This window comes from Bradyrhizobium sp. JR3.5 (assembly GCF_054057015.1).
Window position 1 is genome coordinate 698,364 of record NZ_JBSRYV010000002.1, and the last position, 21,701, is coordinate 720,064.

Here is a 21,701-nt window from a genome sequence, read left to right on the forward strand (position 1 = left end):
ACAGAAACTATAAGTGCTTGGAAGAATGGTCGGAGTGGCGGGATTCGAACCTGCGACCCCTGCGTCCCGAACGTAAGTAGCAAGCGAAAATCACAACGAAAACAATGAAGTTTGGTTGCGATTGACCACCTTTATCGCCCCTTGTTCACGGCGTTTCGGTGGTCAATCGGTGGTTGGCGAAGCCTGATTTCTGGCGTGAGTAGCGGATTCTACTCCGCGGGTTGCAGGTTCGAATCCTGCCGGGATCGCCAGTTCATTTTCCCGCTCCAGTCTTCTCAATAGGTTGCGATTGATTTTGGCTCACCGGGTCGAAAGGTGAGCCAATGCCTATTCCTGAAATGAGCTTCGCTCCCTCCCGTGCCATCCGCTTCCGGTTTGCCGATCGCGTGTAGACCTGCGCCTGCGAGATCGACGTCCAGCCAAACCACGCCATTAGCTGATGGTCGGTAAAGCCCAGCTCAGCCAAGTACGTCGCGGCAGCCTTCCGAAGACCGTGCGAGGTGCAGTGCTCGGGCAGCTCCGCCTCACGGCAGAGATCGCGGAAGTAGTTTGCAAAGCCGGCAGCGGTGAAGGCTTGCCCTGCGCCGTGACCAAGAACGTTAGATGATCGCTCGCTGGCATCGCATCGATCGCGGCCTGTAGGCGCGGCATGACCTCCACGCTGAACGGAGCGCCGGTTTTCTGCCGGCCCATCGTCATCATGCCACCGCGGACACCCGCATGGATTGGGGCGAAGTGATCGACTTCGCGAAGGGCGTTTTCTGGCTAGCACCCGCGGCGTTCATTCCGAGCTTGTGCTGGAGTTGAGCAAGTTTCTTGCTAGTCTGCGCTCATCTGTGCTGGTTGGAAGGTGCAAACCAAGCCTCTGGGCCCGGTCATAAATGGAGTTGATCGGGCGCCTCAGTGCGACGGCAATGCGGTTAGCACTCGCTCGCGCAGCAATCATAGCTTTCAGTCATTCGATCTGTCCATTTTCGATAGCGCATCTCGTTTAAATCATTCGTGGACGGCCGCGTTCCGTTCCCCACCGCGCTGCTGATTTCTGATGAAATAACCTATGTGAATCCGCCCGGTGATATTGCCACTTGTTCCTGAAAAAACGGCCTCAACGAGAGGGACGCGGCTGAGGCCAAGTCTCCACTTTGGTCGACCCAGCGCGCAGACGCGCTGGAAACGCAACAACCGCATTGTCTTTTCGTCGTTCCTCCTGCCGGACTTTCGCAAGGATGGCCTCGCTCCGGACGTAGCTTTCCTATAACGCGCGCGCTGTCGAGGATCGCTAGGAACCGACGTCTTTTACAGTTGGTTGGAGAACACGGGCGGCGCGTATATGGACTTGGCACTGTGGAAGCCATGATGATGCACAAGGACGCGATCATAGACGAGCTAAGGCAGATTGAGTTCGATGTGGTCAAAAACGAAAAGCGGCTAGCGGAGCTTGAGGCGCTCCTGATTGAAATGAAGCGGCTGAATGAAGACACGACCAGAGTTCAAGCCGAGCTTGCCCTGATGCGTAGAAATCAGCTCGACCGGGATCAGAGCCGCCAACGCCTACTTTCGCTTCTTCATCCCTAACGGAAGGCAATTGCCAATGAGTCCTAGAGAACGCCATGACATGCCTTGGATAGTCGGAGCTGCCGCTTTGGCTTTCGTCCTAGCGATCGTGGCGGGAGGATTGACCTACTTCCATTAACCGGCCGGTCCCATTCTTGGCGGCGCGTCTACCGAACGAAAGATCGAGCCTCGCTTGCCGCAAACTGTGCAGGTGATTGCCGCGGGTACCCGGCACCTCTTGCTGCAGCATATGCCCAAGGGCGTAAAACTGCGGCTTGCTGACGTACTCGAACTGTTCAAGTTGATGCGATGACGACCCTAACGCTCGTCCCGCATATATGGACTTCGTTGGGAGACGAGTCTCAGGTCGCGATCTACAGCCAGCGCTTGGAGCCCGTGCATACGCGGCACATTCACCGGATTGCCCCAAAAGGTCCAGGCGACTGCGCCAGTGGCAAGTATTCCACCGCAGATAGCCAAAAGGTCCCGCCTCATTGCGCTTTCCTCCGTAGGCCATCTCGAAGCAAAACCAGGCTAAGCCCAGCGAGCACGATGCCAATCACTGTGTGGAAAAGGCCAGGAAGGCCGCGACACTCAATAACGCAGTCCAGACTAGGAAGTGCTCAGCAATCATTCCCGCCCCCTCTTTGCCAATCAGTGGTCAAAACGGGCCAAACAAGGATGGACGCGCTACCGTGATGGACGCGCTACCGTTATGAGCGTTTGGCGTCCAGTTGACGGCCCCCGGCCTGCGCTTGGGTCGATACCCGTATGGACTGGAGCGAGGTCATTAACTTCGCCAAGGGCGTTTCTGGCTGATTCGGCACCCCGTAAAGGCCCGCCAACCGCAAGGCCACGCTGCACGACCTTCGTAAGGCGCTGGAGGACCGGAATATGGTCCGCGACTACGGCGGACAGTGGAGCGTGAATAACACCGGCTAGGTTCGGTTACGGTTTACGGCTCTCTATAGAGAGAGAGCCGTAACGTAACGCCGTACGCGCGCCGCGATGTGTCTCATTGCCTTAGCCAGGCGGAAGGTAGCCGCCCGGCTTCAGGTCCTTCACCATCGCAAGATTCTTGTCGATCGCCGCCAGCAGCTTGTCGAACGCATTTCCGGGAACACTGACCGGGCTGGTCGGCTTGCCTCCCGAAACTGCTCCCAGTTCGTCGGCTGACAGTTCACGAATGCTCGTCATCTTCATCTGCTTTCCCTCCTGTTGCCGGCGGCTCCATTGCGACCGGTGCGGGATGGATACGAACTCCGAGCGAGGGTCGCCGTGACGCACGTCACACTCGCCTACAAGCGATAGGGCCGCTGCGGATCGCCCCCTCGCCAGCTACTGCTATATATTATACCTGATGGACCTCTTTCTCCGCCCTACCGTCATAGCCGGCGACAAGCTCGAGAACGACTTCGGCGTGATCCACGAAAGCCGGATGGCCGGCCGGATCAGGTTCGCGCAATTTCACGTTAATGCGAATGCCCAGAACCGGCATAGGCTTCATCAGGCGCTGTTGGACGCACTCTCCCCCGATACACCGCCGACAGAGAACCACCGTCTTCTCGCTCAGCTGCCCCTTACGACTGTTTGGACAACAAACTATGACCGGCTGATCGAGACTTCTCGTCGAAGAGTACAACGAGGTGACTGAGGTCCTAAAGGAGCTCGTGAATCGCTACCGACGTCGTACTGTCTTTATTTCGGCTAGCGCGGTTGACCTCACCCCTTGGGGAACAAGCGCCGTGGTCAACTTTGCGCAAGATCTGGGGCGCGCGATTGTGGCCGACGGAATGCGAACCGCGGCATGGCCGGATTGACGGCAAGGAAAGCCAGCCCGCCGGGCGTGAACCGGCGGACCAGCGCCAAGGTCGCCACTAAAACTCCCAGTCGAGGATGGGCACCTGAAAGGGAGCGTGTATCTACTCCAGCCGTTGCCACTAGTTCCCGACGACGGGCGGGCTTCATCCCGCTATGAGGTTAAAGAAATAGCAACTTGGACATAGGCACTGACGTTATGCGTCACGCTGGGAATTTTCAGGGCCCGGTTGTAGGAATGAACGCCGCCCGGGCACGTATTTCTGAAACCGGCGGCGTCTTTTCTTGGGACGATTTGATCAGGCGCAGTCGTGGCCACCGATCAGAGCGGCGATAGTCAACCGCGCAATAATGAGAACGACCCCGGCATGGGCAGCACGCCGAGGTCGCCATTCTAAACTCCCGACCGGGGGTTGGGTGTGAGAGCCGGGAGTATTTCCACGACTCCCGGCATTGTCACTTGTTCCCCGCTCATTTGGCGGCGGTAAATTGAACGTCAGTCCAACGGTGAAAGCGTCGAAGGCAACACCTTGTGGCCCTGCGGACAACCTGTTCGCCCATTGAGCGGCAGAACCGGAGCTGAAGTGGCCGCGGCCACCTCAGTCGTCCGGCTCACGAAATGGGCTAGATTGGCGTCCGACGACCACTCCACATAACCAACGACCGCAAATGCAAGCGCCGCTACGACGAGAATGCCGATCACCGAAGCGGTCGCTACTCCGGACCAACTTTCGCTGCTGAATGATGGCATCGCGATTCTCCGACACGGGGGCTTGCCGGTCGATAGGCCTACTCGCGATTTTCAAATGTGAACTGCGTTACATCTCACGCACACTTGATGCGCCGGCCGCCGTTAGAAAATCAGCAACTGAACCGGCGCAGGCTTCTTGTGGCACGGGATCGTTGGGGACGCAGCGCGGTCGCGTTTCGGGGAGGAGCCTGGGGCGCGGGCCCTGACGCCGGCTCCTCTTCCATTAACTTTGTGTGAACGAAGCCACAGTCATGTGCCCCCGATCCTGCTAGAAACATCGCCACTGGGGATTTCAGGGCCCAGGGCTGGAAGAACAGGCCGCCGCCGGGACGCTGCATTTCGAGCCCGGCGGCGTACTTTTCGACCGGGTCAGGCGCAGTCGTTGCCTCCAATCAAAGCGTACGGGAGCCGCCACCTCTCCTCCTCGTCGACGGTGAGGAAGGCCGTCACCAGTTGCTCGGAAAGCCGCGGCACCATCAGCGCATCCTCTGAAAGATGCGCGACCATCTGAATCGCGTGACGGCGATGCCAAGACTGCGCTTTCATGCCATCGCTCCCCTGCTGCCAATCATTGGTGCCGGCCTGCTCGTGGAGCCCGTCGTGATCGCCGATGCCGGATTCGGCGGGATCGGCCTCGAGGTCACGGCGACCGCCTGCAGCCCATCGCTCTTGGCTGTGATTGTGGTCCAAGCTGCCGAGGGTCCGCTCTAGATCGGCGTAATCCAGCTCAGCGTCGACTTCGACCTGCTCAGCGCCGATCCGTTGCCGGTTGGACCGCTCCTGATTGATCACCCGGTCGAAGCTACCCAGATCCGGCTCGCGATCGTCGCCGCCTCCGCCCGGGCCCATGCCGGGAAACGCGTCTTGGGTGCCGAGAGACGGCTCGTCATCGTCCGGCTCCCGCTCCATGTGGTCGTCGGTACCGTTCAAAAACCGGATGAGCCAGTCTATCTCGTCCCCGGCCTCTCTGCGGAGTTGCCCTATGGCGACGAAGACTATCTCCGGGGAAATGTCGGTTCGGAAATAGAGCTCACCAGCTGGCTCCGTAGCGGCGGGCATAGCTATGCTATTCTCAAATCAACCTGAGCCATGAATCACCTCATAGCTTAGACTAGTCCTGTTGCAGTGTTGCAAGCGCTGCGGCGGGCCGCTTGTTTTCAAGCCCAATAAGTGTAGTACGTTTTTATGAAGCCGTCAAAGAAAAACGTAGTACGGAAACGCCCTGGGCGTCCTGCCACAGGGCAAGATCCGGTGACGGCTATTCGCTTGTCGGAGGACTTGCGCGCCGCTGTTGATGGCTGGGCAGAACAGCAGGACGACGCGCCAAGCCGCTCCGAAGCCATCCGCCGGCTGGTCGAGATCGGGTTGACCGTACCGACCGAGCCCCTGCCTGATGAGCGCGAAGAGCAAGGCCGGGAAGACCCAAAGCAGCGCGCCCGCGAACTGGCGAGCAAAGCAATCGACAAGGTTACCGACCCTGCGGCCAGCCCGGACGAATCAAGCCAGTCGTAAGCGTCGGCTCATCAAAGGACCGGAGGAGTTTCAGAAAGTCAGACGCGACCGAAACTCAACTTGAGCAGTTTCGGCATGGCCGCCGCCGTCCCCTGTCAGCCCCCCAAAGCAAATAGGATCAAAACCAAGTCTCTGCGCGTTGACTGTCGAGCCCAAAATGGGAGGTCAACAATGATCAGTGACCGAGAACGACGGGCACCTACGGCAGCGGAACGCGAAGCCCGCAAGGTATTCAGACAAGCCGAAGCGAAGAAAGCTTTGACCGAATATGCGAAATCGCAAAAAGCGCTCCACGACAATCGGGAGCGCCTAAAGGCGGAACGGCTGGCGCGGGAGGCTGAAGCGGCCAATCGCACAAAAGCAGGTTAAAGCGTTCATCTGGATGACCGCGGAGGACAAGCTTGGACCCCGCCTGTTGGAGGGCTGAAATGGCCCTGCACTTTCGTCGCGTCGATACTGCTGAGGATCTGGAAATTTGGATCGCAAGCAGCGATGACTATTCATTCGTTATCAGCAGCGAGAATCGAAGTGGACCGGGCTTGCATGGAGAGCCTGGTTTTGTTGCGTCATATCGCCCGGACTTTCTGAATATGCCCGCGGCTCAAGTATCCGGATCGCCCTTCGGCACGTTCGCTGAAGCCGAGCGGGCCTGCAATGCGTTCCTGGGTCGCCTCACTATCGAGGGATGACTACCAGGGTCACCAGAGCAGCAAGGGTGACGTTCGTCCCGTGTTCTCCACCGTAAACTCACGCGCTACGGACGGTCCCGGACACCGCTTCCCTGCCCGCTTAGGTTGCGATACGTTGTCGCGCCTTTATAACGGGAGAGCGACCAAATGGCCGATAACCGAAACAAGCGCGGATCGCCGGACAGCAAGACGATCAACATGAACGAAGAATGGGAGAAGGAGTATTGGAAAAAGAAGTTCGATGTGTCGGGACAGCAGCTCGCGGGGCAGTCCGAGCCGTCCGGAAATCCGTCGCTAAAGTCAAAAAGTACCTAGAGGATAAGTGAGCCCGGAGTGAATGGGAAGATCATCTGTTGAGCTCTTCTTGGGGAGCGTTAGTTGCGACGGCACTTTGGGCGATATCACCATGTTTTTCGGAGAGCCATTCAATGTGGGGGATGCTGCAGGGCCGGGCGCCACCGTATTTGCTGCGGGAATGGCAGGTTGGATAAGCCCCAGCTTGTCGAAGTATTGGCGCGACGATTCCTAGCGGCTTCTCTCCGCACGCGATCGGCGTGATCATGGCGCCTGCCCTGGCGCACGAAGCCCGCTCGTTTCCTCAGATATTGGTCCGGCCCCGTTGATCGAAACGCCGGCTTCAAGACGGTGCTGGTCTCCTGCGTCGGGTGCCAGCACCACAACGGCCGGCTGAAGCTCGAGGACCTCCCCGACTGGGATTGGCAGGATACTTCGGCGCACCTCAAGTGCACCGCCTGCGGCAAGGTCGCCTGGGTCGATACACGGCTGGATTGGGGCGAGGTCGTTAATTGTCGCGCGCCATGGAAAACTGCCCCCTCAGCGTCACGAGGAATTGCCCCCTCCTCGGATAGCTGAGGAGAGAGTGAATGAAGCAGGAACGAATCACTGAAGGCTCGGCGTGGAGTGATCCACGGGAGCAGGTGATGAAGACGCCGGATGACGTGGCGGAGATGTTGCGCCTGAGGGCGTGCGGGTGGGGTCTGAAGCGGATTGCGCGGCAGCTGGGCTGCAGCCATCACACGGTAAAGGGCTACGTGGCGGCGGGCGGGGTGAAGGCGTTCAAGTCGCCTGAGCGGCCGAAGCGTCTCGACGGCCTTGAGGGTTGGCTGCGCGAGAGGCTCATTCGGCATCGCGGCAATGCCGACGTGGTGCGCCAGGACCTGTTGGCCGAGAAAGGCGTGACAGTCAGCCGGCGGACGCTGCAACGCGCCGTGCAGCCCAATCGCCAGGCGCAGAAGGCGGAGGCTCTGGCGACGACGCGGTTTGAGACGCCGCCGGGGCCGGCAGCTGCAGATCGACTTCGGGGAGCGCTTGGTCGAGATCGGAGGAGCGAAAGTCAAGGCATTCGTGTTCGTGGCAACGCTCGGCCACTCGCGACGGCTTCATGTGCGTGCGTTCCGGGCCGAGAGGCAGGAGCATTGGTTTGCCGGGCTCGAGAGTACATTCACGACCCTCGGCGGTGTGCCGGAGGAAGTGCTGATGGACAATCCTCGGGCGCTCGTGGTGCGCCACGACGCGGTGAGCCGGTCGGTTCAGTTCAATGACAAGCTGATCGCCTTCGCAAAACATTGGGGCTTCCGTCCTCGCGCGTGCGCGCCATATCGGGCGCGCACGAAGGGCAAGACGGAGAACGGCGTCGGCTACGTGAAGAAGAACGCGATCGCCGGTCATACCTTCCCTAGTTGGGAAGCATTCGAGGCGCATCTCGACAGGTGGGAGCGTGAGGTTGCGAACGTTCGTATCCACGGAACGACCGGCGAGGCGCCGATCATCCACTTCGCGCGTGACGAAATACATCGGTTGAAGCCGCTCGGCGGGCAGCCGTCGTTCGGATACTTGCGTGAACTGACCCGCGTCGTCGGCAATGATTGCGCCGTCGAGATTGATACGAACAGCTACTCGGTGCCGTGGCGCCTTATTGGCGAGCGCGTAGCGGTAACGATCGCGGCCGGCGAGGTGCGGATCCGCCATGGCGGGCACCAGGTCGCGGTTCACGAGCAATCGAAGGGGCGCCGGCTGCGGATCGTCGATCCGGTTCATCTCGACGGTGTTGCCGGGCGCAATGGCGCGGTCCGCCGGCCGGAGACTGCAGCGGCGGTGCCGGGATCGTCTCCACCGCATTCGTTGTTGCGTCCGCTTACCGAATATGAAGCCGTGATCGGGGGAAGCTTCTGATGACGCGCGCAAAGAAGGCAACCGAAGCACCGACCGATCCGCTCGATGCCATGCTGGCGCGATTGCAGCTCTCCGGCATCCGCGATCAGCTCGACAGCCTGCTCGACGAGGCGGCGCGCGCGAACCTGTCGGCGCGTGAGACGCTGATCTTGCTGTGCGAACGTGAGATCGCGCGCAAGGATCATCGCCGCATCGATATGGCGCTGAAGCTTGCACACTTCCCGGCCGTGAAGGAGCTCGCAGGCTTCGACTTCGAGGCGCAGCCCTCGATTGATCCCAAGCAGATCCGCGACCTTGCCGCATCACGTTGGATCGCTAACGGAGAGAACGTGCTGTTGCTCGGGCCGCCCGGAGTCGGCAAGACGCACTTGTCGATCGCGCTGGGGCGAGAGGCGATCCTGGCCGGGTACACGGTGCAGTTCACCACGGCGACAACACTGGTCGCAGGCCTTGCCAAGGCGCATGGCGAACGGCGTCTGGATGAGAAACTGCTCGCGCTGTCGAAGCCAAAGCTGCTGATCGTCGACGAGCTCGGCTACCTGCCGCTGGAACCTGACGCGGCGCATCTGTTCTTCCAACTGGTCAGTCGGCGCTATGAAACTGGCGCCATGCTGATCACCTCGACCCGCAGTGTTGCCGAATGGGGCACCGTGTTCGCCGATCCCGTGGTCGCCACCGCGATCCTCGACCGGCTCTTGCACCACAGCCACGTGCTGACGATCCGCGGCGACAGCTACCGGCTCCGAGCCAAGCGCAAGAGCGGCCTCATCAAAACGCCGACCGCCGGTGACGGCCCTCCGGTCGGCTCCGCCTCCCTCCGGCCCGTCACCGGCGGAAACAACCTTCAACCGAGATCATAATCCCGATGGAGGGGGCAGTTCTTCATGACGCAAAGGGGGCAGTTCCGGATGGCGTTTGACACGTTAATTTTGCGAAAGGCGTCTCCGGCTGATTCAGCGTCCCGTAAAAGGCCGGCCTTGCCCTCCATTGGCGGTTGCGGAAGGCGGTCTCTCCCTGAGAGCCGACGCGGCACCCTAATATCGATCACTAGTGATTTGCTCTGGCACCACACCCAGGACGCGGCCAGCAGGCGCTTCGGAAGGGACAAAGGGCTAATGGTTGACGTCGAAGTCTATACCGCCCGCTATGAACGCGAGCATGGGCACCCGCCAGTCGCAGCCGGTTCTGGCTGTTCACGCTGGTGTCGGAGACCGGCGCCATCCTCTACGAGGTCAACCTCAACGAGCAGATGATCTACCCGGCGGCACTCGATCGGGCCCGGGCAACGGCTGAACAGAGGAACGCCTTCCGGATTATCGTGGAGCCCTAGCGCGATTCTCGGGCCGTGAACCCGCCGCCTACATGGTGGCCAGGGGAGCGGTAGATCCGCTGCCCAAGTCTGCGCAGGCTGCACCATGATGAAACAACTAACCCGTCTTATTCATCAGCGGCTTGTTGAGAGGCTGGCGAGCGTGGCGTAAGCCGCTGAGATGGCGTAGGATTCGGTTGCTGACACCCACCCTCCGCGCATCCGGGCCGCCACACTCGCCATGACCGACGATACGAGTCTGCCGTTCTCATTTCCAGCCGTTTCCCGCAAGAAGATCACAGCCTCGTTCGACGGCGGCAAGCTGACGTCGGATGGCGGCGTCATGCTTCTGGCCATGGCGGACCGGCGCCTCGGCTTGGCCGCGAAGTTGTCCTGCGTATTCCCCGAGCGGCGCGATCCGGGACGCATCGTGCACAGCCTTGCGGATATGATCCGCGCCCGCATCTTCGCCATCGCGTGTGGCTACGAGGATGGCAATGATCTCGATCGTTTACGCGGCGATCCGGCGTTCAAGCTGGCTTGCGGCCGACTGCCGGACACTGGCCGGGATCTGTGTTCGCAGCCGACCCTATCGCGCCTGGAGAATGCACCACACCTGCGCGAGGTGATCCGGCTGAGCTCTGTGCTGGTTGACCTATGGATGGACAGCTACGCGCGAGCGCCGAGCGCAATCACGCTCGACATCGACGACACGGTCGACGTGGTGCATGGCCGTCAGCAACTCTCGCTGTTCAACGCCCATTATGATGAACACTGCTTCCTGCCGATCCACGTCTACGACACCGAGCACAGCCGGCCTGTTGCGGTCATCCTGCGCCCCGGCAAGACGCCGAGCGGCCGCGAGGTGCGGGCACACCTGCGCCGCCTGGTTCGGCGCATTCGCCGGCGCTGGCCCGATACGCGTATCACCTTCCGCGGCGACAGCCATTACGCCGGCCCCGAGGCGATGACTTTTTGCGAGCAAAACGGCGTCGATTACATCTTCGCGCTAGCCGGCACGAAGCCGCTCGCCAGAAAGGTCGACGAGGTCTGTGATGCATTTCGAACCGAACGTGCGATCGAGAACAAGATCGTGGTTCGCGGCTACACCGAGACCCGCCACGCGGCCGGCTCCTGGCATCGTGAGCGCCGCGTCGTCGCCCGCATCGAGGCAACCCAACAAGGGCTCGACGTCCGCTACGTCGTCACCAGCCTGGATATCGGCTCGGCTGAGTGGATCTATGACAGCCTCTATTGCGCTCGCGGACAGGCCGAGAACCTGATCAAGCTGCACAAGACCCAGCTCGCCTCCGATCGCACCAGTTGCCGCTCGGCGCTCGCCAACCAGGTCCGCCTCGTCTTCCACACCGCCGCCTATTGGCTCATCCTCGCCGTGCGCGATGCCATCCCAAAGCCGCGCGATCTGGCAACGGCCGAGTTCAACACGATCAGGCTCAGGCTTCTCAAGATCGCAGCCCGCGTCATCGAGACCGCCACCCGCGTCCGTCTCGCCTTCGCTGCGGCGTGCCCCGACGCCGACCTGTTCCGCGGCTTGGCAAACGCTCTGGTCCCGCAAGCACCCTGACGCGCGGGGCATGAGCCCCCGGTCACCCCGCTGCCGTCCTCCAACGCGTTCACGAAGTCGGGTCGAAAAGCGGCGAAAAAGCCGAAGCGTTCGCGCGCGCCTTCACCCCGACCGGAAATGTTCCAGCTGCCCCGCCCGGCAATCATGAATAAGACGGGCTAAGACACTTGATCTAGGAGATGCACATCGAAAGAATGCAACCTACTGGCGGGGACGCGCCGACGCGGGGTTTCGAGAATGATAGACGAGCGAGGTCGAACGGCGGCGGTCGAGTACAGCTCCGCTTTCGTCATCTTGGTGGATGGCTACATTACTAAAGGCAACCTGACTGCGCTTCAGAGCCTTCGATCTATCTACACCGCGGCCGCGCGCAGGCCACTAGTCTCCAACCGGCAAGACAATCTGGACCTGATGTCGATCTTCAAAACTCGCCTCGATCTCCTGGACGAGGCTATCACCACGGTCAGCCTCAACGCGCTCGAACGACATCTCATTCAAGAGCGGCCATTGTGAAATCCGTGCCCGGGGAAGCCGCGTACAAGAACAGCGATCCTCAAGGAGTGGGACCGTTGGATTGGGACGCAGCCAGGTCTAACAAGCCCAACGGGGCGTGACGCCTTCAGATTTTTCCTAGAGCTTCGATCATCGAATTCTTGCTCGATTTCGGCTCTGACGACGACAAATGGCAAGTTGTTCACGGTTGGCTGTTGAGCGCTGGCCGCGTGACAGACTGAAGCGCCTCCGGATAGGAACGCTTGACGATTGCGATGATTGCTTTCTGAAGCAGTCGTTTGTGGAGGATTTATCATGGCATTGGAAGCGAACGAGGCCGGCAACCTGATTGGAAGCGATAAGGTCGAAGGCACTGCGGTATACGGAGCGGACAGCCAGAAGATCGGCAGCATCGAACGGCTGATGATCGACAAGATGAGCGGGAAAGTGTCGTATGCGGTTCTGAGCCTCGGCGGGTTTCTCGGCATCGGCAACGACCACTATCCTCTCCCGTGGCAATCACTGAAGTATGACACCAATCTTGGAGGCTATGTCACTAGCATCACCGAGAGCCAGCTTCAGGGCGCCCCAAAGTATCGTGAAGAGACAGGCTGGAACTGGAGTGATCCGGCAGCTGGCCGGTCGGTGAACGAATACTACGGCGTCCCATTCTGACAGCATCAGCTCCACAGGGCGCGCTCGTTCCCGGGCACGCTGAAACTGTATTTGCCTATGTCCGGTCAACGCGAACTCTACCATAGCTCTAACGGGGATCGCTGGACGCTCTGCAGCGAGGATGACGGACGCGTATTTGTGCTGCACGAGGCCCATCTACCCTCGGGCGGTGCCTTTAAGAGGATAGAGATTTCGGACTTTCTTTCTCACGGAAACGGTGGACCCGAGCAGCAAGCTCTCCTTAAATTAATCGCTGCACTCGTTCATATGAATTGAGCGGCGGCTCGCCGCCCATGATGGCGGATACACACTCACCCTTGCGAACCCACCGGTCTCTGGAACCTAAGCGATCCGCTCGGCGTTCCTAGCGTTTGGAGGCTCGACAATGTCAATCAAAGAGATAGATGTAGGCGTTCGAGAAACGCTGAGTGAGTTTTCTCAGCGGCTTCCCAGCGAGCGAGCGAGCCCGGTATGGATCGATCGTCTCAGCGCAGCAACCCGTGAAGCTCCGCTTGAGATGCTTGCCGCGGCCTTTCTCATCGGAGCACTTCTGGGGCGTCGTCGACGCTAGCAAAACGCCGGCCTAAGCAGAAGCGCCGCGCGATATCAGCATTCACAGTTATCTCTCACCCACAAAAGGTTAGGCGGCCGAAGCCGCCGCCTGTCGATACTACGCCGTTGCCGCCGCGACGCGAAGCATCGCCTCGGCAAGGTCGTAGCCGAGAAGCACTCCCCGACTGCTCTCCGTAGCTATGACCGCCTCACTATGCCTCTTCGAAAAATGGTCATAGCGCGCGCGAAGATCAGCACGCCCGCCACCGTTCGCGGACGATGCTTCCGAATTTTGCACAACAGCGAATGGATTTCGGGCGCCCGTGCGCGCGCAGCTTTTTTGCGGCGTCGAAGCCCGACGCCCCGATCGCATTCGCGCAGTCGGCCTCGTACCCCTTCACCGCGACGATGCGGTTGGTCAGGTCCGCTTCCAGCCGTTGCAGAGCCCTCTTCCCACCCCAATCGCTGGGCTCTGTTACGGTCGTGTCGAGGAGCGACCGGAGGCGATCGGACCCGAGCACGTTAAAAAAACGTGGGCTGCCTAAAGCCGCCGGCCTGCTCAAAGCAGCCTTGGAAGGCGCGCCGGTCGGCCGCAGATGCGATCACGATCGACGCCGGCGGTTCGGGCCATAGTTCGGCAGCGAGCGCCTTGGTTTGCTCCACGCGCGCAAGAGCAAGCCGGCAGGCAGCCTGCTTCGCGTCCAGTTCGTGGCCCAGGGTCAGCAATTCGCAAATCCGCCGCAAGATAACCAGGCGCGCTACGGAGGGGCTGGTAAGAATTCGCCCTTCCGAGGAAAGGCAATGGTGATAGTTCATTTTTCGTGCCGCGGCTGCGGCGCTGTTTATTCTGCGGTTCAAAAGCGGAGCCCCGCTCACGTGATCAGTTCCGGATTTTTTAGCTGCGAACGTTGCGGGACCATCGTGCATCATTGGTCGGGACTCTATGGTTACGCCAACTGGAAGCGCATCGGGCACGGTGGCGATGGAAAAGAGGCGCCTCCGTTAAAACGGCCGCAGCTCCGGGGTAAGCATTGAGGCCGATCCATGATGACGTCACGCACACGCTCTTTCGGTGGGCGGCTCGTACCTTGAGGCGGCGCACTTCTATCTTGATGCTCGCAATCCCTTCGGCGTTAGCCATTCGCTCATATGGGCCGCCTCTTCGTGCTGCTGTGCCCTCCTAAGCAGCGATTTCCGGTCCTGACCCGACGAAAGCTCTTTCGCCCGGCGGTGCAATTCCTCGACTTCTTGTGCAAGGCGCTCTTCAAGGGAATGAATTTTTCTTAACCCAGCGTCGCTTCGTGCATGGTCACTCGCTCCGCTGAAAAATTCCCGGCGAAATGGAATCAATAAGCGCAGCACTGCCAAAAGTTCCTTTAATCGGAACCTACGGGCTGGAGCGAACGTCGCTCATGGCGCGCTCGACTTCATCAGCCAGGGGGCACGCGCACCTCCGGTAGTGCGTGGCCAGCTTGGCGAACAGCTCTTTCTTGGTCGCGTTGGGCGAGCTTGTTGATTAGCTCGCACTCGTCAGCTTCAATCCGAAGCTTCTCCAAGTGCGCTCGCATGTCCTGCATGAGAAAATCCCCCTCGGGACAGGCATCATCCCATGCGGAACCTGTCGCGGATAGTGGCCTTTTGGGAGAACGGATCGCGTTTGCTTAATCGGAATTAGGACACTCCCAAAATCCACTTAGGACACTGGCACAGACAGCTGCCGCTGGGCCGGTACTGGCCGGAATACTCGTAGGAACGCTGCGGTTTGGTTTGGTTTGGTTGGGATATCGGAGATCTGAAATGAGCGCCCGATGCCTCGATACTACTTCGACCTGAAAGACAGGAACGGAACTGCCGTTGATGAGGAAGGCCTTGACCTACGGGATTTGGTAGCGGCGCAGAGCGAAGCCGCGCTATCCTTAGGAGGCATGGCTCGGGATGCAGTCGTCAGCGCCAATCAGAACGGGATCGAGCATATGGAGATCGCGGTCCGGGATGAGGATGGACCGGTGATGGTCGTTCGCTTTTTCTTTGAGATCTGCTCGAAAAAGAAGAGCTAGCGCGCCGCCAAGCTGGCCACGGTCGATGGAAACAGCCCAAGCCAGGCGGCCTGTTAAGAGGTGCCTCGATGAATTCTGACCGGTCGCCCTGGTTTCCAAAAGAATGGCTCGAGCGAGGAGCTGGAGCCCAAAAATGTCGCCGGACTCCGCCGGGTGTCGAGGTCAGCGGACCCGTACTCGACGCCGACACCGGCGAAGAAGTCGCGTCCGACGACATCATATCGACGATCTCTATCTCGTGCGCCCCTACTACATCGTTCCCGATGGCAAGGTAGGACACGACGCTTATGCGGTCATCCACGAAACCATCCGCTCGCTCGATAAAATCGCCCTCGCCGGTGTGGTCTTGAGCAACCGCGAGCACGTCGTCGCCCTCGAGGCGCGCGACAGGAGCCTGATGGGCAGCTGCTTCGCTCCCCCTATGAAGTTCGCAACGCCGCAGAATACTCCGACGACATCCAGGATGTGGAGCCCGAAACATTTGAAGACCACTACGAGCAGGCTTTGCAGGAACCGCTCGACCAGAAGCGGAAGGGCCTTCCGATTGCGGCCGCCCGGAGGCCGGCACCGAGCAATGTGTTCAATTTGATGGACGCGTTGAAGCAAAGCATCGAGAGCGGCGACAAAGCTAAGCCAGTGACGAAACCCACGAAGGCGAAGAAAGCACCGGCCAAGCGTCTCACCTAGATAAACCGTTCTGACCATGGACGCCGGCGCCGCGGCCTTTCTTCGGCTTCTAGGTCGGCTTCTTCTGGCCTTTGCGCTTGGCCTCGGCCGCGGCGCCGCCGACGCTCTACCGCAGTCCATCCGATCGACGACGAACGGGCACTGCACCGTGTATAAGGAACGCTTCTGGGCAGATTTAATTACTGCCTTAGGGACTTTGCTGGTCCGCATGAGTTACACCGTCGTTCAGCTCGCTTCGGAGGTGAAATCAAGTATGAATCTGATGGAAGCCGAATCCGTCGCTCGATTGCCGCGCGGAGCAGAGTGGCAATATGAGCCGAAGTGGGACGGATTCCGTTGTCTTTTGATCCGCGAGGGCAGCCGAATTCGCATGCAATCCAAAGGTGGCCGCGACCTTGTTCGCTACTTTCCGGAGGTTGCTGCGGCCGCGGCGACCTTATCGCAGAAAACGCTCACGATGGATGGCGAATTGATCATCGAGCTTGAGGCCGGGTATTCGTTCGACGCGTTGCTCCAGCGCATCCACCCGGCCGTGAGCCGGGTTAAGCGCCTTGCCGAGGAGACGCCCGCGACCTTCATGGTTTTTGACCTGCTGCAATCGGGTACGAGAGACCTTGCGGTGCTTTCGCTTATGAAGCGTCGTGTCGCTCTTGAAAAACTTTCGCGACACACTTTCGAGGTAGGCGGCATCTTTCGTCTGTCACCGGCAAGCCGCAACTATGCGGACGCCGAGGCCTGGCTCAACACCGTGAATGAAGATCATGATGGCGTCGTCGCCAAACGCCTTGATCTTCCCTATCGAGCCGGCGCCAGGGATGGTATGCAGAAGATCAAGCTCCCTCGGTCGGCCGATTGCGTTATCGGAGGGTTTCGTTACGCCGAGAAGAAGCTGGCCAATCGTAAAGTGGTCGGCTCCTTATTGCTCGGACTTTACAGCAAGGACGGCCTTCTGCACCATGTCGGCTTCACCTCCGGCATCCGATCGTCGGATCGACCGGCTCTCACCGACCGGCTGGAGAAAATTGTAACGCCGCAGAGCTTTACCGGCAACACGCCCGGCGGCCCAAGCCGGTGGACGACAAAGCGATCCGGCGAATGGAGAGCCGTTCGACCGACTTACGTCGTCGAAGTGTCCTACGATCACGTATCGGGCGACCGTTTCCGGCACGGCACGAAGATAATCCGATGGCGTCCCGATAAGAAGCCGTCGCAGTGCCGCCTGGATCAGCTTCGGCAAGCGGCAACCAAGCGGCCTTTGAAAACTGTTAGCGGGGCTTGAGAAAGGCTGATGTGGACGGCAATGGTCGCGGGCGCTTTTCATAGATGTCGTGCCCGGGGCATTGTGGCGACGTCACGGCCTTGCCTCATTCACAATAGTTTTCAAGATTGTCCGCCCTTGCGTCCGGCTTCGCTGGCTTTTCGCGGTCATTGGCGAAGTTGCCCGGATTGCCCGACGAACTTCCGCCCTGCTGGCCGGGCTTGCTTTGCGCGTTGCGCCTGCTGCCCCGACTGCCAGTGGCTGTGCTCGCCACCTTTCTTGGCCCGCTTCCGATGCGCGCTGCGGATCATTCGCGAAATCTCCAGCACCACCGAAGACGCAATGGCGAAAGTGACAAGAAATGTCGGAAGGCATGCGGGAGATTCTCGAAGAGAGTCAGCCCCGGGCCAAGCGCTCGGCTTTCTCCGCGAGACTCCGCTTCCCTCATTGCTCTCGCTTTCATGCTTGGCTGCCTTGTCGCCCGCCGTTAGTCGGAAATATCACGGTCGATTGCAAAGTCATCGAGCAGGGGCGACGATCCTCCCGAGAGAAGCGAGCCGATCAGCTCCGCGGCTAGGAAGCTGAAGGTAATTCCGTTACCGCCATAGCCAAAGGCCGCAATGATATTCTTGCAGCCGGGCACTGCGCCGATGAGGGGCAGCCCGTCGAGGGTGGCGTCGAAGGCTCCTGACCAGGCGAATGCTACGCGGCTGGAGGCGCGCGGCCAGAGAGCTTTCAGGCGTTCCTTCAGTACCCTCACCTTTGCCGGGGTCGCAGCATCGCGGGCGCCAGATTGAATCAGCCCATGATCATCCTCACCGCCGAAGATGATGCGGCCATCGAATGTGGTGCGGGCATAATGGTAGTTCTGGGTTGCTTCCCAGATGAGCGCCTGCTCCGGCCATAGATTATCCCCCTGCGGGGCAGTTGCGATCGCCCAACTGGAGGCCGGTTGTTGGACAGTGGATCGCACGATGTCCGGCATGACATAACCTGTCGCCAGCACCACATGCTGCGCTTCGATCGAAAACCCGTCTTCAAGGCCGACGGTCACGGTCGAGGCGGTGTCGTCATATGCAACCGCGTTGGCCCTCAGAAGGCGGGCGCCACGCTTGCGTGACAGATCGAGCAGGCCGCGCGTGAGCAGAACGGGATCTGCGTCGGCTGCGTCACTTGACAGGATGGCGCCGGCCCGGACGAGCGCGAAGCGTTGCAGAAGTTCGGCATGGCCCAGTAGGAGGGACGGCAGATCAGTGCGGCTTCTGAGGCCATATTCGTCCTGAAAAAGCTTCGGGCTCTCATCGGCCGCAAGATAGAGCGAAGGACGCGGCCGCATGTGACACGCGATTCCATAGTGCGCAATCAACGTCCGCAATCCCCGAGCAGCCCGGTGACTGGCGCGATAGCAGCGGACTGCCTTCTCGAAACCGTAAAGCTGTGTGAGTTGGAAAAGCGGACGGTCGATTTCCCAAAGCAGCATTGCAGTGCTGGCGACCGTGCTGCCGAGGCTTGGAATCTCGCGATCGATGATGACGACCTGCCGACCTGCCGGGTCAGGCGCTGAGCCACCAGGGCACCGGTGATACCAGCGCCTATGACCAGGACTTCGCAGCGAAAGCTGTCGGCAATCGGCTCGATGGACGGTGGCGGGAGAACCGCCCATGGTGTGCGGGCACTGCGCAGGTCGTCCTGTTCGATATCTTCGTCTTTGAAGATGGAAAGCTCCCGAAAATAGGTGAAGTGACCTCGTCACGCAGGCTTATCGTTGAACGGGTCGCAAGGCCGAAACGGCCGGCGCATTGATCGGCTGGCCATTGGGCGCGAAGATCGAGCCGTGGCATGGACAGTCCCAGCAGGTCTCGAAGCTGTTCCAGTGCAGATGGCAGCCGATATGGGTGCAGCTTGCCGAATGCAAATGCAGCTCGCCCGCTTTGTCCCTGTAGGCAGCGATCTTCTCAAGACCACGACGCAGGATGGCGCCCTCACCCGGTCTAAGCTCCTCGAGCGAGGCGATTTCACCCGGCGCCACATACTCGGCGAGGTTTTGCAGGATCGTCATGTTCTCGCGCACGAAATTCCGTGCCGCTGCGAGAGGTTTGCGATCCGGCGCATAGACAGACCTCCAGGGGTGATCCTCGCCGAGAATGAGGGATGAGTTCAGCACCGCGCCCATCACACCATGGGTGAGCCCCTGACCGGAGTCGCCCATTGCGAGGTATATGCGCTTGCTGCCGGGCTCGCGGCCGATGAAGCCCGCATAATCGATGGTATCGAGTACCTGTCCCGACCAGCGGTGCGTGACGCTGCCAAGGGCCGGGATCAATTCACGCGCCCAGCTCTCCAGCCGGGCAAAGCGCTGGTCGGCGTCATTTGCCTCGCCGCTTTTGTGGTCTTCGCCGCCGACAAGAACGAAATCATGATCGTCCAGACCCGCTTGCAGCCGCACATAGTGGTAGGGATCCTCGGTGTCCCAGTAGAGCCCGTCCCGGAAGTTCACCCCGCGCGATCGCAAAAGCGACCACGTAAGTGCGATAGGGAGCGACCTTGGAATGCAGCTGGAAGCGGTCGGCAATCGAGGCGTTGGTCGCGATCACGGCGTGACCCGCGGTGATCTGCCCGTGTGGGGTTCGCAGCGTAACGCCGCCGTCCCGTTCGGCAACTTCTTCGACCGGGCTGTTGGCGAAGAAGCGAACACCGTTCGTTTCGCAGACTGCGGCAATTCCGGCAAGATATTTGAGAGGATGGATTTTTGCCTGGCGCGGATAGTGAAGCACGTGGCGTTTCTCACAGCCTTTGAGCGGCACGCCGACCAGCCGATGGACCGGCGCGCCGACTTCCTGCACCGCTTCCAGTTCCTGGTCGATGATGTCGGCCGGCATGCCGTTGCCCTGAAACAGGTACCCATCCAGTCGCATAAAATCGCAGGCAATCTTCTCGCTGGCCTGAATCTCCTCGATCCGATCGACCGCGGCGGCCTGACTTTCGTAGAATAGCTTGGCGATTTTAGCGCCGCGCAGTTTCTTGAATTCGGTCATCAGATCGTCGCAGAGCGGCGCAAGGTGCGCCGAAGTCCGCGCTGTCATGCCGCGGCCAATACCCTTGCGATCGATGACGATGACCGACTGGCCGCGCTTGGAGAGTTCATAGGCGGTCGAAAGCCCGGCGATTCCGGAGCCGACGACGGCTACATCGCAATGCGCATCGCCTTTGAGCTCAGCCGCCTCTGGGAGTATCTCCGTGTCCATCCATAGCGAGGTACTGACCATCCTGATCTCCGCGCAATATGGCAAAACGCCCGCTCGGTGCCGCAGTTCCGCCTGCGACGGGAAACGGCCTCCGCGCCCCTTCGCAGGGATGGTCAGAACGGCGACCCGACAGTTGCGGCCGCCGCGGCAAAGGCTGCGAGGAACAAAGTCTAATCCGCGCCGTTCCATCGGTTTGAATCAAGGAGTGACGTCATGGGACTATTCACAAAGGACATCAAGACGATGGATGATCTTCTGCTGCACGGTTTGCAAGACATCTATTATGCCGAACAGCAGATCCTCAAGGCGCTACCGAAAATGATCGACAAGGCCACCAACCGGGATTTGGTCGCGGGCCTCAAGGGCCATCTCGAAGAAACGAACAAGCAGGTCGAGCGTCTCGAGAAGGCCTTTCAGAAACTGGGCAAGTCGGCGAGCGGCACGCAATGTCCCGCCATCGACGGCATCATCAAGGAAGCAGATGCGACGACCGGCGAGATCGAAGACAAGACGGTACTCGATGCGGCGATCGTCGCCAATGCGCAGGCTGTCGAACATTACGAGATATGCCGCTACGGCACGCTGATCGCTTGGGCGGAAGCGCTCGGCCACGACGATATCGTGCGTTTCCTGACCACGAACCTGAACGAGGAGAAGGCGGCCAACACCAAGCTCAACACGGTTGCGCTGCGCAAGGGCGTCAACAAGAAGGCCTCCACCGCCGCCTGATCGCCGCCCACGGGTCTGGCGCATGAACTCGCGAGGCCCGTACCCATTTGTCGACGCCGAGATCGACGGTCGCGCCATGACCAATCTGACAAAACTGCCAAGCTGGGCCGACGACGACAACATCTTCGCCGTTGTCGAGACGCCGCGCGGAAGCTCTTGCAAGCTCGATTTCGATCCCAAGCTCGGTGTTTTTGCCCTGGCGAAGCCGCTAATGGCGGGTCTGACCTATCCTTACGACTGGGGCTTCATCCCCTCGACCAAGGCCGAGGACGGCGATCCGCTGGATGTGCTGATCCTGCATGACGCGCAGACCTATCCGGGCGTCGTGCTGCGCTGTCGCCCGGTCGGAATTCTCGAAGTAGAACAAAGGCGCAAGGACAAGAAGGAGCGAAACGACCGTGTGTTTGCCGTGCCTGACCGGTCACCGCTCGAAACGGATATCAAGGATATCCGAAATCTGCCCTCCCGTGCGCGCGACGATCTCGAACAGTTCTTTCGAGCGACGAATGCGCTGGAAAATAAGGAACTGAAATTTCTCGGGTGGCACGGCCCGAACCGTGCGGCCAAGACCATCAAGCGTCTGGCCCGCTAGTCG

The 21,701-nt window shown here is 60.2% G+C and carries 20 protein-coding genes and 4 pseudogenes; 16 read left to right on the forward strand and 8 right to left on the reverse strand.

Going from position 1 to position 21,701, the window contains the following annotated elements; genetic code table 11:
* Positions 1 to 253: 253 nt before the first annotated feature.
* On the reverse strand, positions 254 to 772 hold the full coding sequence (locus tag ACVWW1_RS19925) for a tyrosine-type recombinase/integrase (protein ID WP_456657154.1): 519 nt from the start codon (positions 770 to 772) through the stop codon (positions 254 to 256).
* 584 nt (positions 773 to 1,356) lie between these two features.
* Between ACVWW1_RS19925 and ACVWW1_RS19930 the strand changes: the two genes are divergently transcribed.
* Positions 1,357 to 1,575, forward strand: a complete 219-nt coding sequence (locus tag ACVWW1_RS19930; RefSeq protein ID WP_456657155.1) for a hypothetical protein — start codon at positions 1,357 to 1,359, stop codon at positions 1,573 to 1,575.
* A 1,002-nt stretch (positions 1,576 to 2,577) separates the two neighbouring features.
* On the opposite strand, the gene ACVWW1_RS19935 is transcribed toward ACVWW1_RS19930, so the two are convergent.
* Together ACVWW1_RS19935 and ACVWW1_RS19940 are read right to left on the reverse strand one after the other, a co-directional pair.
* Positions 2,578 to 2,757, reverse strand: coding sequence for a hypothetical protein (locus ACVWW1_RS19935; protein WP_092117602.1), 180 nt, complete (start codon positions 2,755 to 2,757; stop codon positions 2,578 to 2,580).
* 148 nt (positions 2,758 to 2,905) lie between these two features.
* A complete protein-coding gene (locus ACVWW1_RS19940; protein WP_456657156.1) occupies positions 2,906 to 3,052 on the reverse strand; it encodes a hypothetical protein in 147 nt (48 codons plus the stop codon).
* A 148-nt stretch (positions 3,053 to 3,200) separates the two neighbouring features.
* Between ACVWW1_RS19940 and ACVWW1_RS19945 the strand changes: the two genes are divergently transcribed.
* Positions 3,201 to 3,374, forward strand: a complete 174-nt coding sequence (locus ACVWW1_RS19945; protein WP_456657157.1) for a hypothetical protein — start codon at positions 3,201 to 3,203, stop codon at positions 3,372 to 3,374.
* Between the two features lie 494 nt (positions 3,375 to 3,868).
* Here the strand turns inward: ACVWW1_RS19945 and ACVWW1_RS19950 are convergent, their stop codons facing one another.
* The gene (locus ACVWW1_RS19950; protein ID WP_456657158.1) at positions 3,869 to 4,123 is read right to left on the reverse strand and encodes a hypothetical protein; all 255 of its coding nucleotides are present in this window, start codon (positions 4,121 to 4,123) and stop codon (positions 3,869 to 3,871) included.
* A gap of 369 nt (positions 4,124 to 4,492) precedes the next feature.
* Positions 4,493 to 5,182 (reverse strand): hypothetical protein, encoded by a 690-nt coding sequence (locus tag ACVWW1_RS19955; protein ID WP_456657159.1) that lies wholly within the window; start codon positions 5,180 to 5,182, stop codon positions 4,493 to 4,495.
* A gap of 192 nt (positions 5,183 to 5,374) precedes the next feature.
* Between ACVWW1_RS19955 and ACVWW1_RS19960 the strand changes: the two genes are divergently transcribed.
* From ACVWW1_RS19960 to ACVWW1_RS20000, 9 genes and pseudogenes are all read left to right on the forward strand, one after another.
* On the forward strand, positions 5,375 to 5,635 hold the full coding sequence (locus ACVWW1_RS19960) for a hypothetical protein (protein WP_456657160.1): 261 nt from the start codon (positions 5,375 to 5,377) through the stop codon (positions 5,633 to 5,635).
* Positions 5,636 to 5,806: 171 nt separating this feature from the next.
* On the forward strand, positions 5,807 to 6,004 hold the full coding sequence (locus tag ACVWW1_RS19965) for a hypothetical protein (protein WP_456657161.1): 198 nt from the start codon (positions 5,807 to 5,809) through the stop codon (positions 6,002 to 6,004).
* Between the two features lie 59 nt (positions 6,005 to 6,063).
* Complete coding sequence (locus ACVWW1_RS19970; RefSeq protein ID WP_456657162.1) at positions 6,064 to 6,324, forward strand: hypothetical protein; 261 nt, start codon at positions 6,064 to 6,066, stop codon at positions 6,322 to 6,324.
* Between the two features lie 147 nt (positions 6,325 to 6,471).
* Positions 6,472 to 6,639 carry a DUF3606 domain-containing protein gene (locus ACVWW1_RS19975; protein ID WP_456657163.1) on the forward strand — a complete coding sequence of 56 codons (168 nt, stop codon included), beginning with the start codon at positions 6,472 to 6,474 and terminating at the stop codon, positions 6,637 to 6,639.
* Positions 6,640 to 7,208: 569 nt separating this feature from the next.
* Positions 7,209 to 8,517: pseudogene (istA, locus tag ACVWW1_RS19980) on the forward strand (IS21 family transposase).
* Positions 8,517 to 9,377, forward strand: a complete 861-nt coding sequence (gene istB, locus ACVWW1_RS19985) for an IS21-like element helper ATPase IstB (protein ID WP_456657164.1) — start codon at positions 8,517 to 8,519, stop codon at positions 9,375 to 9,377. The pseudogene istA and the gene istB overlap by 1 nt, the downstream one beginning before the upstream one ends.
* A 690-nt stretch (positions 9,378 to 10,067) precedes the next feature.
* On the forward strand, positions 10,068 to 11,411 hold the full coding sequence (locus ACVWW1_RS19990; protein WP_176528776.1) for an IS1380 family transposase: 1,344 nt from the start codon (positions 10,068 to 10,070) through the stop codon (positions 11,409 to 11,411).
* Positions 11,412 to 11,648: 237 nt separating this feature from the next.
* Positions 11,649 to 11,924 carry a hypothetical protein gene (locus tag ACVWW1_RS19995; RefSeq protein ID WP_456657165.1) on the forward strand — a complete coding sequence of 92 codons (276 nt, stop codon included), beginning with the start codon at positions 11,649 to 11,651 and terminating at the stop codon, positions 11,922 to 11,924.
* A gap of 294 nt (positions 11,925 to 12,218) precedes the next feature.
* Positions 12,219 to 12,578: a PRC-barrel domain-containing protein gene (locus tag ACVWW1_RS20000; protein WP_456657166.1), complete on the forward strand. Its 360-nt coding sequence runs from the start codon at positions 12,219 to 12,221 to the stop codon at positions 12,576 to 12,578.
* Positions 12,579 to 13,652: 1,074 nt separating this feature from the next.
* Here ACVWW1_RS20000 and ACVWW1_RS20005 read toward each other — a convergent pair.
* Complete coding sequence (locus tag ACVWW1_RS20005) at positions 13,653 to 13,946, reverse strand: hypothetical protein (protein WP_456657167.1); 294 nt, start codon at positions 13,944 to 13,946, stop codon at positions 13,653 to 13,655.
* 992 nt (positions 13,947 to 14,938) lie between these two features.
* On the opposite strand from ACVWW1_RS20005, the gene ACVWW1_RS20010 reads away from it, so the two are divergent.
* The 3 genes and pseudogenes from ACVWW1_RS20010 (at position 14,939) to ACVWW1_RS20020 (ending at position 17,153) form a co-directional block, all read left to right on the forward strand.
* Complete coding sequence (locus ACVWW1_RS20010) at positions 14,939 to 15,187, forward strand: DUF6894 family protein (protein ID WP_456657168.1); 249 nt, start codon at positions 14,939 to 14,941, stop codon at positions 15,185 to 15,187.
* A 205-nt stretch (positions 15,188 to 15,392) separates the two neighbouring features.
* Positions 15,393 to 15,874: pseudogene (locus ACVWW1_RS20015) on the forward strand (Ku protein); the annotation flags it as partial.
* Between the two features lie 253 nt (positions 15,875 to 16,127).
* A complete protein-coding gene (locus ACVWW1_RS20020) occupies positions 16,128 to 17,153 on the forward strand; it encodes an ATP-dependent DNA ligase (RefSeq protein ID WP_456660624.1) in 1,026 nt (341 codons plus the stop codon).
* A 466-nt stretch (positions 17,154 to 17,619) separates the two neighbouring features.
* On the opposite strand, the pseudogene ACVWW1_RS20025 reads toward ACVWW1_RS20020, so the two are convergent.
* Together ACVWW1_RS20025 and ACVWW1_RS20030 are read right to left on the reverse strand one after the other, a co-directional pair.
* Positions 17,620 to 18,848: pseudogene (locus ACVWW1_RS20025) on the reverse strand (NAD(P)/FAD-dependent oxidoreductase).
* Positions 18,849 to 18,891: 43 nt separating this feature from the next.
* A pseudogene (locus ACVWW1_RS20030) lies at positions 18,892 to 20,398 on the reverse strand (FAD-dependent oxidoreductase).
* 192 nt (positions 20,399 to 20,590) lie between these two features.
* Between ACVWW1_RS20030 and ACVWW1_RS20035 the strand changes: the two are divergent.
* Together ACVWW1_RS20035 and ACVWW1_RS20040 are read left to right on the forward strand one after the other, a co-directional pair.
* Positions 20,591 to 21,106, forward strand: coding sequence for a YciE/YciF ferroxidase family protein (locus ACVWW1_RS20035; RefSeq protein WP_456657169.1), 516 nt, complete (start codon positions 20,591 to 20,593; stop codon positions 21,104 to 21,106).
* Between the two features lie 76 nt (positions 21,107 to 21,182).
* Positions 21,183 to 21,698: an inorganic diphosphatase gene (locus ACVWW1_RS20040; RefSeq protein WP_456657170.1), complete on the forward strand. Its 516-nt coding sequence runs from the start codon at positions 21,183 to 21,185 to the stop codon at positions 21,696 to 21,698.
* Positions 21,699 to 21,701 lie beyond the last annotated feature (3 nt).